Origin of the sequence: Streptomyces sp. NPDC002773 (assembly GCF_040295605.1) — a bacterium.
Classification (GTDB): Bacteria; Actinomycetota; Actinomycetes; order Streptomycetales; family Streptomycetaceae; genus Streptomyces.
This window is the reverse complement of record NZ_JBEOVO010000017.1, coordinates 1-14,747: the sequence shown is the minus strand read 5'-3', so window position 1 is coordinate 14,747 and position 14,747 is coordinate 1. Positions and strand designations below refer to the sequence as shown.

15 protein-coding genes are annotated in these 14,747 nt (G+C 71.8%); 11 read left to right on the top strand and 4 right to left on the bottom strand.

The genetic code is table 11. The annotated features are described in order from the left end of the window. The first annotated feature begins 60 nt into the window (after positions 1–60). The 4 genes from ispG to ABT034_RS21000 all read left to right on the top strand — a co-directional run bounded on the left by ispG (position 61) and on the right by ABT034_RS21000 (position 4,563). Positions 61–1,218 (top strand): flavodoxin-dependent (E)-4-hydroxy-3-methylbut-2-enyl-diphosphate synthase, encoded by a 1,158-nt coding sequence (gene ispG / locus ABT034_RS21015; RefSeq protein WP_351217311.1) that lies wholly within the window; start codon positions 61–63, stop codon positions 1,216–1,218. Positions 1,219–1,345: 127 nt separating this feature from the next. Next, a complete protein-coding gene (locus ABT034_RS21010; protein ID WP_351217309.1) occupies positions 1,346–2,191 on the top strand; it encodes a GNAT family N-acetyltransferase in 846 nt (281 codons plus the stop codon). Between the two features lie 57 nt (positions 2,192–2,248). Continuing rightward, entirely contained in the window at positions 2,249–2,794 is a 546-nt protein-coding gene (locus ABT034_RS21005) for a GNAT family N-acetyltransferase (protein WP_351217307.1), read from the top strand. 68 nt (positions 2,795–2,862) lie between these two features. Beyond that, complete coding sequence (locus tag ABT034_RS21000; protein ID WP_351217305.1) at positions 2,863–4,563, top strand: proline--tRNA ligase; 1,701 nt, start codon at positions 2,863–2,865, stop codon at positions 4,561–4,563. 81 nt (positions 4,564–4,644) lie between these two features. Here ABT034_RS21000 and ABT034_RS20995 read toward each other — a convergent pair whose 3' ends face one another. The 4 genes from ABT034_RS20995 to ABT034_RS20980 are packed head-to-tail and all read right to left on the bottom strand — an operon-like array spanning position 4,645 to position 7,514. After that, on the bottom strand, positions 4,645–5,571 hold the full coding sequence (locus tag ABT034_RS20995; RefSeq protein ID WP_351217303.1) for a slipin family protein: 927 nt from the start codon (positions 5,569–5,571) through the stop codon (positions 4,645–4,647). Positions 5,572–5,617: 46 nt separating this feature from the next. Further along, positions 5,618–6,520 carry an aminoglycoside phosphotransferase family protein gene (locus tag ABT034_RS20990; RefSeq protein ID WP_351217302.1) on the bottom strand — a complete coding sequence of 301 codons (903 nt, stop codon included), beginning with the start codon at positions 6,518–6,520 and terminating at the stop codon, positions 5,618–5,620. A gap of 32 nt (positions 6,521–6,552) precedes the next feature. Next, positions 6,553–6,969, bottom strand: a complete 417-nt coding sequence (locus tag ABT034_RS20985; protein ID WP_351217300.1) for a ferritin-like domain-containing protein — start codon at positions 6,967–6,969, stop codon at positions 6,553–6,555. Further along, the gene (locus ABT034_RS20980; RefSeq protein ID WP_351217298.1) at positions 6,966–7,514 is read right to left on the bottom strand and encodes a hypothetical protein; all 549 of its coding nucleotides are present in this window, start codon (positions 7,512–7,514) and stop codon (positions 6,966–6,968) included. Before ABT034_RS20980 ends, ABT034_RS20985 begins: the two co-directional genes overlap by 4 nt. Positions 7,515–7,681: 167 nt before the next feature. Between ABT034_RS20980 and rimP the strand changes: the two genes are divergently transcribed. The 7 genes from rimP to truB all read left to right on the top strand — a co-directional run bounded on the left by rimP (position 7,682) and on the right by truB (position 14,618). Further along, positions 7,682–8,188: a ribosome maturation factor RimP gene (gene rimP / locus ABT034_RS20975; RefSeq protein WP_351217296.1), complete on the top strand. Its 507-nt coding sequence runs from the start codon at positions 7,682–7,684 to the stop codon at positions 8,186–8,188. Positions 8,189–8,190: 2 nt separating this feature from the next. Beyond that, a complete protein-coding gene (gene nusA / locus ABT034_RS20970; RefSeq protein WP_351217294.1) occupies positions 8,191–9,186 on the top strand; it encodes a transcription termination factor NusA in 996 nt (331 codons plus the stop codon). 74 nt (positions 9,187–9,260) lie between these two features. Beyond that, positions 9,261–9,542 (top strand): YlxR family protein, encoded by a 282-nt coding sequence (locus ABT034_RS20965; RefSeq protein ID WP_351217292.1) that lies wholly within the window; start codon positions 9,261–9,263, stop codon positions 9,540–9,542. A 147-nt stretch (positions 9,543–9,689) separates the two neighbouring features. Further along, entirely contained in the window at positions 9,690–12,809 is a 3,120-nt protein-coding gene (gene infB, locus ABT034_RS20960) for a translation initiation factor IF-2 (protein WP_351217290.1), read from the top strand. 148 nt (positions 12,810–12,957) lie between these two features. Then, complete coding sequence (locus tag ABT034_RS20955) at positions 12,958–13,251, top strand: DUF503 domain-containing protein (protein ID WP_351217288.1); 294 nt, start codon at positions 12,958–12,960, stop codon at positions 13,249–13,251. Positions 13,252–13,281: 30 nt separating this feature from the next. Then, on the top strand, positions 13,282–13,722 hold the full coding sequence (gene rbfA, locus ABT034_RS20950; protein ID WP_351217286.1) for a 30S ribosome-binding factor RbfA: 441 nt from the start codon (positions 13,282–13,284) through the stop codon (positions 13,720–13,722). Further along, positions 13,719–14,618, top strand: a complete 900-nt coding sequence (gene truB, locus ABT034_RS20945) for a tRNA pseudouridine(55) synthase TruB (RefSeq protein ID WP_351217284.1) — start codon at positions 13,719–13,721, stop codon at positions 14,616–14,618. Before rbfA ends, truB begins: the two co-directional genes overlap by 4 nt. The last annotated feature ends 129 nt before the right edge of the window (positions 14,619–14,747 follow it).

Genomic DNA, 14,747 nt, shown 5'->3' with positions numbered 1-14,747 from the left:
CGGGGCGGTAACCTCGGAGACCTGAGCCCGCCGACGCACAACCTTGAGGTTGCACAGAAGATGACCGCGATTGCTCTCGGTATCCCGACCGTTCCGACCCGGCTCGCCGAGCGGCGCAAGAGCCGCCAGATCCAGGTCGGCAGCGTCGCCGTCGGCGGTGACGCACCCGTCTCCGTGCAGTCGATGACCACGACCCGCACCTCCGACATCGGCGCGACGCTCCAGCAGATCGCCGAGCTGACCGCCTCCGGCTGCCAGATCGTGCGCGTGGCCTGCCCCACGCAGGACGACGCCGACGCCCTCGCGACGATCGCCCGGAAGTCGTCGATCCCCGTGATCGCCGACATCCACTTCCAGCCGAAGTACGTCTTCGCCGCGATCGACGCCGGCTGCGCGGCCGTCCGCGTCAACCCGGGCAACATCAAGCAGTTCGACGACAAGGTCAAGGAGATCGCCAAGGCGGCCGGCGACGCCGGCACCCCGATCCGCATCGGCGTCAACGCCGGTTCGCTCGACGCGCGGCTCCTGAAGAAGTACGGCAAGGCCACCCCCGAGGCGCTCGTCGAGTCCGCCCTCTGGGAGGCCTCCCTCTTCGAGGAGCACGGCTTCCGCGACATCAAGATCTCGGTCAAGCACAACGACCCGGTCGTCATGGTCGAGGCCTACCGCCAGCTCGCCGCCCAGTCCGACTACCCGCTGCACCTCGGCGTCACCGAGGCGGGCCCGGCCTTCCAGGGCACCATCAAGTCGGCCGTCGCCTTCGGCGCCCTGCTCTCCCAGGGCATCGGCGACACCATCCGCGTCTCGCTCTCCGCGCCGCCGGTCGAGGAGATCAAGGTCGGCATCCAGATCCTGGAGTCGCTGAACCTGCGCCAGCGGCGCCTGGAGATCGTCTCCTGCCCGTCCTGCGGCCGCGCCCAGGTCGACGTCTACAAGCTCGCCGAGGAGGTCACCGCCGGCCTCGACGGCATGACCGTCCCGCTGCGGGTCGCCGTCATGGGCTGCGTCGTCAACGGCCCCGGCGAGGCCCGCGAGGCCGACCTCGGCGTCGCCTCCGGCAACGGCAAGGGCCAGATCTTCGTGAAGGGCGAGGTCATCAAGACCGTCCCCGAGTCGAAGATCGTCGAGACCCTGATCGAAGAGGCCCTGAAGATCGCCGAGCAGATGGAGAAGGACGGCGTCGCCAGCGGCGAACCCACCATCGCCGTCGCCGGCTGAGCGCACGGACCACCCCGAAGCCCCTCCACCCCACCGGGCGGAGGGGCTTCGCGTGCATGAAGGGCAGGGCCGCAGGCGAGAAGGGTAAAGTGCCAAGACCAGCAGAACCGCACGGTGAGGCCCCCTCGTGTTGACACAACCCGCCACCCGGGTCCTCGAACCCGCCGACCTCGGCGCCGCACTCGCCGTCCTGGAGAGCGCCCCCGTCGAGAACGCCTTCGTGGCCGCCCGCGTCCAGGTCGCCGGCCTCGACCCCTGGCGCCTCGGCGGCGAGATGTGGGGCTGGTACAGCGAGGGCCGGCTGCGTTCCCTCTGCTACTCCGGCGCCAACCTCGTGCCCCTGTGCGCCACCCCCGAGGCCGTCCGCGCCTTCGCCGACCGGGCCCGCAGGACCGGCCGCCGCTGCTCCTCGATCGTCGGCCCCGCCGAGGCCACCTCCGAACTGTGGCGGCTCCTGGAACCCAGCTGGGGCCCCGCGCGGGACGTCCGCGCACGCCAGCCGCTGATGGTCGCAGAGGAACCCTCCACCACGGTCGCGCCCGACCCGCTGGTGCGCCGCGTCCGCAAGGACGAGATGGACGTGATCATGCCCGCCTGCGTGGCCATGTTCACCGAGGAGGTCGGCATCTCCCCGCTCGCCAACGACGGCGGCCTGCTGTACCAGGCCAGGGTCGCCGAGCTCGTCGGCATGGGCCGCTCCTTCGCCCGGATCGAGGACGGCAAGGTCGTCTTCAAGGCCGAGATCGGCGCGGCCACCCGCCAGGCCTGCCAGATCCAGGGCGTCTGGGTCGCCCCCGAGCACCGCGGCAAGGGCCTCTCGGAGACGGGCATGGCTGCCGTCCTCCAGCTGGCCCTGGCCGACGTCGCACCCGTCGTCAGCCTGTACGTGAACGACTACAACGCCCCGGCGAGGGCCGCGTACCGCAGGGTCGGCTTCCAGGAGACCGGCGCCTTCATGAGCGTGCTCTTCTGAGCGCGGCGTTCCGATCACGCTGTCCCGGGAAGGGCGGCCGCTTGTAGGGTGCGCCGCATGGATGACGCAGAGGTCGTGATCGGGCCGGTCAATCTCGCCGCCCGGGTGGACGAGGCCCTCGCCGTGCAGGCGCTCGCCTTCGGCCTCGACGACGACGAGATCGCCGTACGCCGCCACATCGTGCTGCGCCACCTGCTCAGCCCCGGCGCCCTCGCCTACGGCGCCACCACCCCCGACGGGAAGCTCGTCGGATTCGTGTACGGGATGCCCAACGACCGCACCCACTGGTGGTCCACCGTCGTCGAGACGTACCTCCGCGCCACCGGCTCCGCCGACTGGCTCGACGACTCCTTCGTCATCACCGAACTCCACGTCCACCCGGCCCACCAGGGGCGGGGCGTGGGCCGCGAACTGATCACCACCATCACCGACGAGGCCGCCGAACCGCGCTCCATCCTCTCCGCGATCGACACCGAAAGCCCGGCCCGCGGCCTCTACCGCTCCCTCGGCTACACCGACCTCGCCCGCCAGGTCCACTTCCCGAGCGCCGCCCGCCCGTACGCGGTGATGGGCGCACCCCTGCCGCTCAGGCGCCGGAACTGATTTCACCTGCCAGGGGCCGCCCGGCTAACCTCCTAGCCACACCCTTTTCCGGCAGGAGTACGAGAACCATGGCCAACGCACCGGTCCAGCGCATGTCCCAGTTGATGGCGAAGACGCTGCGCGACGACCCGGCCGACGCCGAGGTCCTCAGCCACAAACTGCTCGTCCGCGCGGGTTACGTGCGCCGCACCGCCGCCGGCATCTGGAGCTGGCTGCCCCTCGGCAAGAAGGTCCTCACCAACGTCGAGCGGATTGTCCGCGAGGAGATGGACGCCATCGGCGCCCAGGAGGTCTCCCTGCCCGCGCTGCTGCCGCGCGAGCCGTACGAGGCGACGGGCCGCTGGGAGGAGTACGGCGCCGAGCTCTTCCGGCTCCAGGACCGCAAGGGCGGCGACTACCTCCTCGGCCCGACGCACGAGGAGATCTTCACCCTCCTGGTCAAGGACCAGTGCTCGTCCTACAAGGACCTGCCCGTCATCCTCTACCAGATCCAGACGAAGTTCCGTGACGAGGCCCGCCCCCGGGCCGGCATCCTGCGCGGCCGTGAGTTCCTGATGAAGGACTCGTACTCCTTCGACACGGAGGACGAGGGCCTCGCCCAGTCCTACGCCCTGCACCGCCAGGCCTACCAGCGGGTCTTCGAGCGCCTCGGCCTCGACTACCGCATCTGCGCCGCCACGGCGGGCGCGATGGGCGGCTCGAAGTCCGAGGAGTTCCTCGCCCCGGCCGAGGCCGGCGAGGACACCTTCGCCGACTGCCCGAACTGCGACTTCGCCGCGAACACCGAGGCGGTCTCGTACGAGCTGAAGACGGTCGACGGCTCCGGCACCGCGGCGGCCGAGGAGATCCCCACCCCGGACACCCCGACCATCGAGACCCTCGCCGCCTCCCTCGGCATCCCGGCCTCCGCCACCCTGAAGAACCTCCTGGTGAAGGTCGACGGCGAGATCGTCGCCGTGGGCGTCCCCGGCGACCGCGAGGTCGACCTGGGCAAGGTCGAGGCGCACTTCGCGCCCGCCACCGTCGAGATGGTCACCGAGACGGACTTCGCCGGGCGCGCGGACCTCGTCCGGGGCTACGTCGGCCCGCAGGGCCTGGAGAAGGTCACGTACATCGCCGACCCGCGCGTGGCGCCGGGCACGGCGTGGGTCACGGGCGCCAACAAGGGCGGCATGCACGCGAAGAACGTGGTCGCGGGCCGTGACTTCGAGGTCTCCGAGTACGTCGACGTCGTCGTCGTCCAGGACGGCGACCCGTGCCCGAAGTGCGGCACCGGCCTGAAGCTGGACCGCGCCATCGAGATCGGCCACATCTTCCAGCTGGGCCGCAAGTACGCCGACGCCCTCAAGCTCGACGTCCTCGGCCAGCAGGGCAAGCCGGTCCGCGTGACCATGGGCTCGTACGGCATCGGTGTCTCCCGCGCGGTCGCGGCGCTCGCCGAGCAGACCGCCGACGAGAAGGGCCTGTGCTGGCCGGCCGAGGTCGCCCCCGCGGATGTCCACGTGGTGGCGGCGGGCAAGGCGCTCCAGACGGAACTGGCCCTCGAGGTCTCCGACAAGCTGGCCGCCGCCGGCCTCCGCGTCCTGGTCGACGACCGCGCGGGTGTCTCCCCGGGCGTCAAGTTCACCGACGCGGAGCTGATGGGCGTCCCGAAGATCCTGGTCGCCGGCCGCCGCGCGGGCGAGGGCGTCGTGGAACTGAAGGACCGCCGCACGGGCGAGCGCGAGGAACTCCCGGTGGCGGAAGCGATCAGCCGCCTGACGGCGTAAGCCGAGCGGGTGCGGGGGCCGCGGCCCCCGCACCCCGCGCTGCCGGGCGCCGGGCCCCGCCGCCTCGCTGGGGGCCCGGTGTCACTCCTCGTCCTCCCGATGCGTGGACGGTTCCACCGACGAGCCCGTCAGGTCCTCGATCGCATCCGCCGCATCCGCCCGCCCCGCCAGATACGCCTCCGTCCACGGCGGCACCGGCGCCTGCGCGGTGTGCGGCATCATCCCCGCCGCATGCGCCCCCGCCGCCCCCGGCGTCGCCCGCTCCAGGAACCTCAGCAGCTCCACCGGGAACGGCAGCACCAGCGTCGAGTTCTTCTCCGCCGCCACCGCCACCACCGTCTGCAGCAGCCGCAGCTGAAGCGCGGCCGGCTGGTCGGACATGACCTCCGCCGCCTCCGCCAGCTTCTTCGACGCCTGGAGCTCCGCGTCCGCGTTGATCACCCGCGCCCGCCGCTCCCGGTCCGCCTCCGCCTGCCGCGCCATCGAACGCTTCATCGTCTCCGGCAGGGACACGTCCTTGATCTCGACCCGGTCGATCTGCACGCCCCAGCCGATCGCGGGGGAGTCCAGCATCAGCTCCAGCCCCTGGTTGAGCTTCTCCCGGTTCGAAAGCAGGTCGTCGAGGTCGCTCTTGCCGATGATCGACCGCAGCGAGGTCTGCGCCATCTGCGAGACCGCGAACTTGTAGTCCTCGACCCGGACCAGCGCCTCCGCCGCGTCGACGACCTTGAAGTACACCACCGCGTCGACCCGGACGGTGACGTTGTCCCGGGTGATGCCCTCCTGCGCGGGCACGGGCATCGTCACGATCTGCATGTTCACCTTGTGCAGACGGTCCACGCCCGGAACGATCATCGTGAATCCGGGCGCGCGCACCTCGTCCCGCAGCCGGCCGAAGCGGAAGACGACACCTCTCTCGTACTGCTTCACGACCCGTGCCGCGACGCCCGCGTACACCGCGACCGCCGCACCCGCACCAGCCGCTGCCATCAGCAGCTCTTCGATCATCACGGCCCCCAGGCATCGAGCCGAACAGTACAAAAAGGGTATTCCCCTACAGCCAGCTCGCGAACTCCAGGAGCAGCTCGGCGTCCTGCCGCCGCCCCGCCGTCAGCGCCCGCGTCCCCGACTCGACCGCGCGGAACAGGGTCCAGCCCCGCAGCCGCTCCCGGTCCAGGTCCAGGGAGTCGGCCAGCTTGTTGACCCGCCGCCGGGCCGCCGAGGCGCCCGAGGACGCGGCCACCAGGTCCTCGACCCGGTCCCGTACGAGCCGGGCCAGGTCGTACGCCCGCTCGCCCACCAGCGGCTCGGGGCCGACGGCCAGCCAGGGCGCCCGGTCCCCGGCGAGCACCTTGCCCTGCCGGAAGTTCCCGTGCAGCAGCAGGCACTCGGAGTCGCCCGCCGCCACCAGCTCCTCGCGCGCCGCGAGCGCCGCCGCCGTCAGCTCGCCGGTCGCGGCATCGGAGACGTAAGGGCCCATCGCCTCGGCCTGCCGGGCCGTCCGCTCGGTCACCGTCTCGAAACCGTGCCCCGCGGCCGGCTCCACCCACAGCTTGCGTACGGTTCCCGCCGCCTCCAGGAGCGCCTTCGCCTCCGGCAGCGAGCGCAGGGAGACCTCGGGGTGCAGCCGTTCGAGGACGAGCGAGCCCTCCCCGGCCTCGTCGAGGAGCTGCACCGCGCCCCAGCCGTTCCAGTGCGCGAGTGCCTCCCGCTCCCGGTCGGGCCGGGCGAACGGGGGTGCGATCTTGAGCGCCGCGGGGGAGCCGTCGGACCGCCGGACGAGGACGACCAGGCTGCTCCGCCCGCCGGGCGCCATCACCCGTTCGGCGACCAGGGACGCGCGGTCGAGCGCCTGGTCGGTGAGCGTGGGCAGCGTCTCCAGCCATGCGGCCGCGGTGGCGCCCCCGTACGTCTCACCGAGCGTCCTCGTCAGTCGCTGCGGCGGTTCGAAACCCATGCGTGCGTTGTTCCTTCGGTCGGGGGCGGGGCTCATGCCCGCTCGGCGAGCCCAGGAAAGGTTACGTCGCTGCCGCGCCAGCGGACGGCCCGTACCGCCGCCTCCCTGAGCGCGGCGGCCGCCTCACGCCGCTGCGGGCCCTCGGAGGCCCGCACCAGGTCGGAGTAGACCCCGGCCACCCGGTCCTCGAGGACGGCCGCGAGCCGCGCGGCGCCGGCCGGGTCCGCGACCGGGAACGGCAGCGCGTACGCGGCCTCCGCCACCACCGGCGCCCCGCCGAGGTCGCCCACGCTCCTGCGTAGGGCGTCCCGGCGGGCCCGGTGGGCCTCGTACGCGGCCGTGGCCTCGGCCCGGCGCTCGGCGCCGATCCGGCCGCCGACGACCCCGTACCCGTACACCGCCGCGTGCTCGGCGGCCAGCGCGGCCTGGGTCGCGTCGAGGGCGCTCATGCCCGTGCTCCTTCGGTCAGCAGATAGGCGTGCGCGGCGCCGGCCGCGGCGACGGAGGCGAGCAGCCGGGCGTACTCGGGCGGGGCGGCGAGCAGGGCGGCGGTGTGCGCGTCGGAGGCCGTGCGCTCGGCCGCGGCGAGTTCCACGAGCACCGCCCGGGGGTCGGCCGTGACGGGTACGGGGGAGGGGGACGGGGCCGCGGAGGTCGCGGCGGCGGTCGGCGGGGCCGTCGCCGGTCGTACGGCCGTCCCGCCCTCGCCGAGGGCCTGCGCGTGCGCCGCCACCGAGCGTCGCAGCGGGGTCAGCCGGGGCGCCAGGGCGGGATGGGCGGCGAGCACCGCGTCGTACCGTTCGAGGAGGGTCCGGGAGGCGGTCACCGAGCGGAGCCGCAGCGCCGCCTCCGCGCGTGCCACCCGTTCGGCCTCCAGTTCGGCCGCACTCGGCTTCCGGGGGCCCGGAGCCGCGGAGGTGCAGCCCGCCAGGGCCGCCGTGGCGGCGGCCGAGACCCCCGCCGTCAGGAGTGCGCGCCTGCCCGTCGTCGTCACGCTCTCTCCCTCAGCCGTGGTATGTCGTCGAAGATCGTCGGATCACCGCAGGCGAGCGTACCCGCGGGCCCCGGGCCGGTGGACGGCAACACCCTCCGGGACCGGATACCCTTTGGTCTGACACGCGACGAACACACAACAGCACACGCGGCCGAGGAGTCACCCGGATGAGCACCACCCAGAGCGACAGGCTGCGCGGACTCGTGGAGCCGCTGGTCCACGCGAAGGGCCTGGATCTGGAAGAGATCGAGGTCTCCCGGGCCGGCCGCCGCGGACTGCTGCGGATCGTCGTGGATTCGGACGAGGGCGTGGAGCTGGACGCCTGTGCCGAGCTGAGCCGCGCGATCTCCGAGAAGCTGGACGAGACCGACGCGATGGGCGAGGGCGAGTACGTCCTCGAAGTCAGCTCGCCCGGCGCCGACCGCCCCCTGACGCAGACCCGCCACTACGAGCGTGCCACCGGCCGGCTGGTCAAGCTCCAGCTGACCGCCGACGGCGCCTCCGAAGAGCTGGTCGCGCGGATCCTGACGGTGGACGAGAGCGGCCTCGACCTCGAAGTGCCGGGCGTGAAGGGGCGCAAGCCCACCGCCCGCCGGGTCGAGTTCGCCGACGTGGTCAAGGCGCGTGTCGAGATCGAGTTCAACCGCAAGGACAAGAAGGAAGAGGAGGCGTAGCCGTGGACATCGACGTGAAGCTGCTCAAGGGCTTGGCGAATGAGAAGGAGATCTCCTTCGACCTGCTGGTCGAGGCGATCGAGTCGGCCCTCCTCATCGCCTACCACCGCACCCCCGACGCCCGCCGCCACGCGCGCGTGGAGCTGGACCGGGCCTCCGGTCACGTGACGGTGTGGGCGAAGGAAGACCCCTCCGATCTGGAGGAGGGCCAGGAGCCCAAGGACTTCGACGACACCCCGTCCGACTTCGGCCGGATCGCGGCGAGCACCGCCCGCCAGGTGATCCAGCAGCGGCTGCGGGACGCCGAGAACGACGTGACGTTCGGTGAGTACGCGCGCCGCGAGGGCGATGTCGTCGCCGGTGTGGTGCAGCAGGGCAAGGACCCGAAGAACGTCCTGGTCCGGCTTGACGACAAGCTGGAGGCCATCCTCCCGGTGCAGGAGCAGGTGCCGGGCGAGGACTACACGCACGGTCTGCGGCTGCGGACGTACGTCGTCCGGGTGGCGAAGGGTGTCCGCGGTCCGTCCGTCACCCTTTCGCGCACCCACCCCAATCTGGTGAAGAAGCTCTTCGCCCTCGAGGTGCCGGAGATCGCCGACGGCTCGGTCGAGATCTCGGCCATCGCCCGTGAGGCCGGCCACCGCACCAAGATCGCCGTCCGCTCCACCCGTTCGGGCCTCAACCCCAAGGGCGCCTGCATCGGCCCGATGGGCAGCCGCGTCCGCAACGTGATGGCGGAGCTGCTCGGCGAGAAGATCGACATCGTCGACTGGTCGGACGACCCGGCCGAGATGGTGGCGAACGCGCTCTCCCCGGCGCGGGTCTCCAGGGTCGAGATCGTCGACATGGCCGCCCGCTCCGCGCGGGTGACGGTGCCGGACTACCAGCTGTCGCTCGCGATCGGCAAGGAGGGGCAGAACGCCCGCCTGGCCGCCCGTCTGACCGGCTGGCGGATCGACATCCGGCCGGACACGGAGCCGGACGGTCCGGAGGACTGAGACCGTTTTTGGCCAACAACTGTTCGATTCTTGCCCCAAACAGGTGAGGTCGGTACGGGGAGGTAGACTTAATCGTGTCTGGCCGGACGCATGCCCGCGCGTGCCCTGAGCGAACCTGTGTGGGATGCCGGGAGCGAGCGGCCAAGAGCGATCTGCTGCGGATCGTGGTGAGTAAGGACGAGTGCGTTCCCGATCATCGCGGTACGCTGCCCGGCCGGGGTGCGTACCTGCACCCCGCCGTGGTCTGTCTCGACCTGGCGGTCCGTCGCCGGGCGTTGCCGAGGGCCTTCAGGTCCCAGGGCCCGCTCGACACGGCGGAACTGCGCCACCACGTCGAGCGGTCGGCACAGCAGTGAAGAAGTACGGCACGGAACACCGTGCGGTCAGGTACCTCGCGAGTTGGAAGTAGGTCGAGATTGCGATGAGCACTCGATGAGTACGCGATGAGTACGCCCATGAAGTAGCGACGGTCCGGCGGTAACCGGACCTCACAAAGGAGCAAAGTGGCTAAGGTCCGGGTATACGAACTCGCCAAGGAGTTCGGTGTGGAGAGCAAGGTCGTCATGGCCAAGCTCCAAGAACTCGGTGAATTCGTCCGTTCGGCGTCCTCGACGATCGAGGCGCCGGTCGTGCGCAAGTTGACTGACGCTTTGCAGGGCCCCGGTGGCAACGCCGGCAAGTCCCCTGCCAAGCCCGGCGCGCCCCGCAAGGCGGCGCCCTCCCCCGCGGCGCCGTCTCCGGCCGCCGCGGCACGTCCCGCTGCTCCGAAGCCCGGCGCCCCGGCCCCCAAGCCGGCCCCCGCCGCGCCTGCGGCGCCGGCGCCGGCCCCGGTCACTCCGGCCGCGCCCGCCGCGAGCAGCACCCCCTCCACGGCTCCGGCCGCCTCGGGCCCCCGCCCGGGCCCGAAGCCCGCGCCCAAGCCGGTCACGCCGGCTCCGGCCGCCCCGGAGTTCACCGCGCCCCCGTCGGCTCCCGCCGCCGGTCAGCGTCCCGGCGGCGCCGCCGCGGGTCCTCGCCCCACCGGCGAGCGCCCCGAGCGTCCCGCCCGTCCGGGTCAGGGCGCGCCGCGTCCGCAGGGCCAGGGTGCCCCGCGTCCGCAGGGTCAGGGTGCCCCCCGTCCGGGCGGTGCCCGTCCGGCCGGCCCCCGTCCCGGCAACAACCCCTTCACCTCGGGTGGCTCCACCGGCATGGCGCGTCCGCAGACGCCCCGTCCCGGTGGCGGTGCTCCCCGTCCCGGCGGCCCCGGTGCCGCTCCGGGCGCCCCGCGTCCGCAGGGTGGCCCCGGCGGCGCTCCGCGTCCGCAGGGTCAGGGTGGCGCTCGTCCGACCCCCGGTGGCATGCCTCGCCCGCAGGCTCCCCGTCCGGGCGGCGCGCCCGGCGGTAACCGTCCCAACCCGGGCATGATGCCGCAGCGTCCCGCTGCCGGCCCGCGTCCCGGTCCTGGCGGCGGTGGCCGTGGCCCCGGTGGCCCCGGTGGCCGTCCGAGCGGTCCCGGTGGCGGCGGCGGCGGTCGTCCCGGCTTCGCCGGTCGTCCGGCCGGTCCCGGCGGTGGCGGCGGCGGCTTCGCCGGCCGTCCCGGTGGTCCCGGTGGTGGCGGCGGCGGTCGTCCGGGTGGTCCCGGCGGCGGTGGCGGCGGCTTCGGCGGTCGTCCCGGTGGCTTCGGTGGCCGTCCCGGCGGTCCGGGTGGACGTGGTGGCACGCAGGGCGCCTTCGGTCGCCCCGGCGGTCCCGCGCGTCGCGGTCGCAAGTCGAAGCGTCAGAGGCGCCAGGAGTACGAGGCCATGCAGGCCCCGTCCGTGGGCGGCGTGATGCTGCCGCGCGGTGGCGGCGAGGTCATCCGCCTGTCGCGCGGTGCGTCCCTCACCGACTTCGCCGAGAAGATCGGCGCCAACCCGGCGTCGCTCGTCGCGGTGATGATGAACCTCGGTGAGATGGTCACGGCCACGCAGTCCGTCTCCGACGACACGCTGACGATGCTCGGCGAGGAGATGAACTACGCCGTTCAGATCGTCTCGCCGGAGGAAGAGGACCGCGAGCTCCTCGAGTCCTTCGACATCGAGTTCGGCGAGGACGAGGGCGGCGAAGAGGCTCTGGTCTCCCGTCCGCCGGTCGTCACCGTCATGGGTCACGTCGACCACGGTAAGACCCGACTGCTCGACGCGATCCGCAAGACGAACGTCGTCGCGGGCGAGGCCGGTGGCATCACCCAGCACATCGGTGCCTACCAGGTGGGTACCGAGGTCAACGGCGAAGAGCGTCGCATCACCTTCATCGACACCCCGGGTCACGAGGCGTTCACCGCCATGCGTGCCCGTGGTGCGAAGTCGACCGACATCGCGATCCTCGTGGTCGCGGCCAACGACGGCGTCATGCCGCAGACGATCGAGGCGCTCAACCACGCCAAGGCCGCCGGCGTCCCGATCGTCGTCGCGGTCAACAAGATCGACGTCGAGGGCGCGGACCCGACCAAGGTCCGTGGTCAGCTGACCGAGTTCGGTCTGGTGGCCGAGGAGTACGGCGGCGACACGATGTTCGTCGACATCTCCGCCAAGCAGGGTCTGCACATCGACTCCCTGCTCGAGGCCGTCGTCCTCACCGCCGACGCCTCGCTCGACCTGCGGGCCAACCCGAACCAGGACGCGCAGGGTATTGCGATCGAGTCCCACCTCGACCGCGGTCGCGGTGCCGTCTCGACCGTCCTGGTCCAGCGCGGAACGCTGCGCATCGGCGACACCGTGGTGGTCGGCGACGCGTACGGCCGCGTCCGGGCGATGCTCGACGACAAGGGCAACAACGTCGAGGAGGCGTCCCCGTCGACTCCCGTCCTGGTGCTCGGTCTCACCAACGTGCCGGGTGCCGGCGACAACCTCCTGGTTGTCGACGAGGACCGTACGGCCCGTCAGATCGCCGAGAAGCGCGCTGCGCGTGAGCGCAACGCCGCCTTCGCCAAGCGCGTCCGCCGGGTGTCCCTCGAGGACCTCGACAAGGTGCTCAAGGCCGGTCTGGTCCAGGAACTCAACCTCATCATCAAGGGCGACGCGTCCGGTGCGGTCGAGGCCCTCGAAGCCTCGCTGCTCCAGCTCGACGTCGGCGAAGAGGTCGACATCCGCGTCCTGCACCGCGGTGTGGGTGCGGTCACCGAGTCGGACATCGACCTGGCCATGGGCTCCGACGCCATCGTCATCGGCTACAACGTCCGTGCGGCCGGCCGTGCCGCGCAGATGGCGGAGCGCGAGGGCGTCGACGTCCGGTACTACTCGGTGATCTACCAGGCCATCGAGGAGATCGAGGCGGCCCTGAAGGGTCTCCTCAAGCCGGAGTACGAAGAGGTCGAGCTCGGTACGGCGGAGATCCGCGAGGTCTTCCGCTCGTCCAAGCTGGGCAACATCGCCGGTGTCCTCATCCGCTCCGGCGAGGTCAAGCGCAACACCAAGGCGCGCCTCGTCCGCGACGGCAAGGTCATCGCCGAGGACCTCACGATCCACGGTCTGCGCCGCTTCAAGGACGACGTCACCGAGATCCGCGAAGGCTTCGAGGGTGGTATCAACCTCGGAAACTTCAACGACATCAAGATCGACGACGTCATCGCGACGTACGAGATGCGCGAGAAGCCCCGCGCCTGATCGCGTCTGATCGCAGCAGTGAGCCGGGGCCGGTCGGCGGAAAGTATTCCGTCGATCGGCCCCGGCCGTTGCGTGTACGGTTTCCGGTGTCCCCGCCGAGTCGTCGGCGGGCACACCGAACCCGAACCGGCGGGACATCCGGACACACATGTATGTGGGGACACTGTCCTTCGATCTGCTCCTCGGCGACGTACGTTCGTTGAAGGAGAAGCGCTCCGTCGTCAAGCCGATCGTCGCCGAGCTCCAGCGGAAGTTCGCGGTGAGCGTGGCGGAGACCAGCGGCCAGAACCTCCATCGACGGGCCGAGATCGGCGTCGCGATGGTGTCGGGGGATCCGGGGCACCTCAGCGACGTACTGGACCGGTGCGAGCGGCTCGTCGCCGCCCGCCCCGAGGTGGAGCTGCTGTCGGTGCGACGCAGGCTCCACACTGATGAAGACTGATTTGAGCAAGGCGAAGAAGGAGAAGGACCAGTGGCCGACAACGCGCGGGCGAAGAAGCTGGCAGACCTCATCCGGGAGGTGGTCGCCGAGAAGCTGCAGCGCGGCATCAAGGACCCCCGCCTGGGTACGCACGTGACCATCACGGACACCCGCGTCACCGGCGACCTGCGGGAGGCCACGGTCTTCTACACGGTCTACGGCGACGACGAGGAGCGGGCGAGCGCCGCGGCGGGCCTGGAGAGCGCCAAGGGCATCCTCCGTTCGGCCGTCGGCCGGGCGGCCGGGACCAAGTTCACCCCGACGCTGGCCTTCGTGGCCGACGCCCTCCCGGAGAACGCGAAGACGATCGAGAACCTCCTCGACCGCGCGCGGGCCTCGGACGCCCAGGTGCGGGAGGCGTCCTCGGGCGCCACCTTCGCGGGCGAGGCCGACCCCTACAAGAAGCCGGGCGAGGACGAAGCCGCCGAATGAGCAACGCAGCAAAGACTCCCGACGGGCTTGTCATCGTCGACAAGCCGTCGGGCTTCACCTCGCACGACGTCGTGGCCAAGATGCGCGGGATCGCGAAGACCCGCCGTGTCGGCCACGCCGGCACGCTCGACCCCATGGCCACCGGCGTCCTCGTCCTCGGCGTGGAGCGGGCGACCAAGCTCCTCGGTCACCTCGCGCTGACCGAGAAGGAGTACCTGGGCACCATCCGCCTGGGTCAGACGACCATCACCGATGACGCCGAGGGCGAGATCACGGCGTCGGTCGACGCTTCGAAGGTCACCCGCGAAGGAATCGACGCGGGCGTCGCCGAGCTGACCGGCGCCATCATGCAGGTGCCGTCGAAGGTCTCCGCGATCAAGATCGACGGCAAGCGGTCGTACGCGCGCGTGCGCGGTGGCGAGGAGTTCGAGATCCCGGCCCGTCCGGTGACCGTCTCCTCCTTCCAGGTGTACGACGTCCGCGAGGCCACCGCCGAGGACGGCACCCCCGTCGTCGACCTGGTCGTCTCCGTCGTCTGCTCCTCCGGTACGTACATCCGGGCGCTCGCCCGGGACCTCGGCGCCGGGCTCGGCGTGGGCGGGCACCTGACCGCGCTGCGCCGCACCCGGGTCGGCCCGTACAAGCTGGACTCGGCGAAGACGCTCGACCAGCTCCAGGAGGACCTCACGGTCATGCCGGTCGCCGACGCGGCCACGGCGGCGTTCCCCCGGTGGGACGTCGACGAGAAGCGGGCCGGGCTGCTGCTCAACGGCGTCCGTCTGGAGATGCCGGCGTACCCGGCGGGACCGGTCGCCGTCTTCGGTCCTGAAGGGAAGCTGCTCGCGCTGGTCGAGGACCAGCGGGGCAAGGCCAAGAGCCTCGCCGTCTTCGGCTGAACCGACCCGGCTCCGACGCTCCTGTGGGGCGGGCACGCGCGCGTGCCTCGAACGTCGTCTCGCCGTCGGCGAAGACCAGGTTGAGGACCCCGGCGGGCACACCCGCCCGCCACGCGAGTTCGGCCAGGG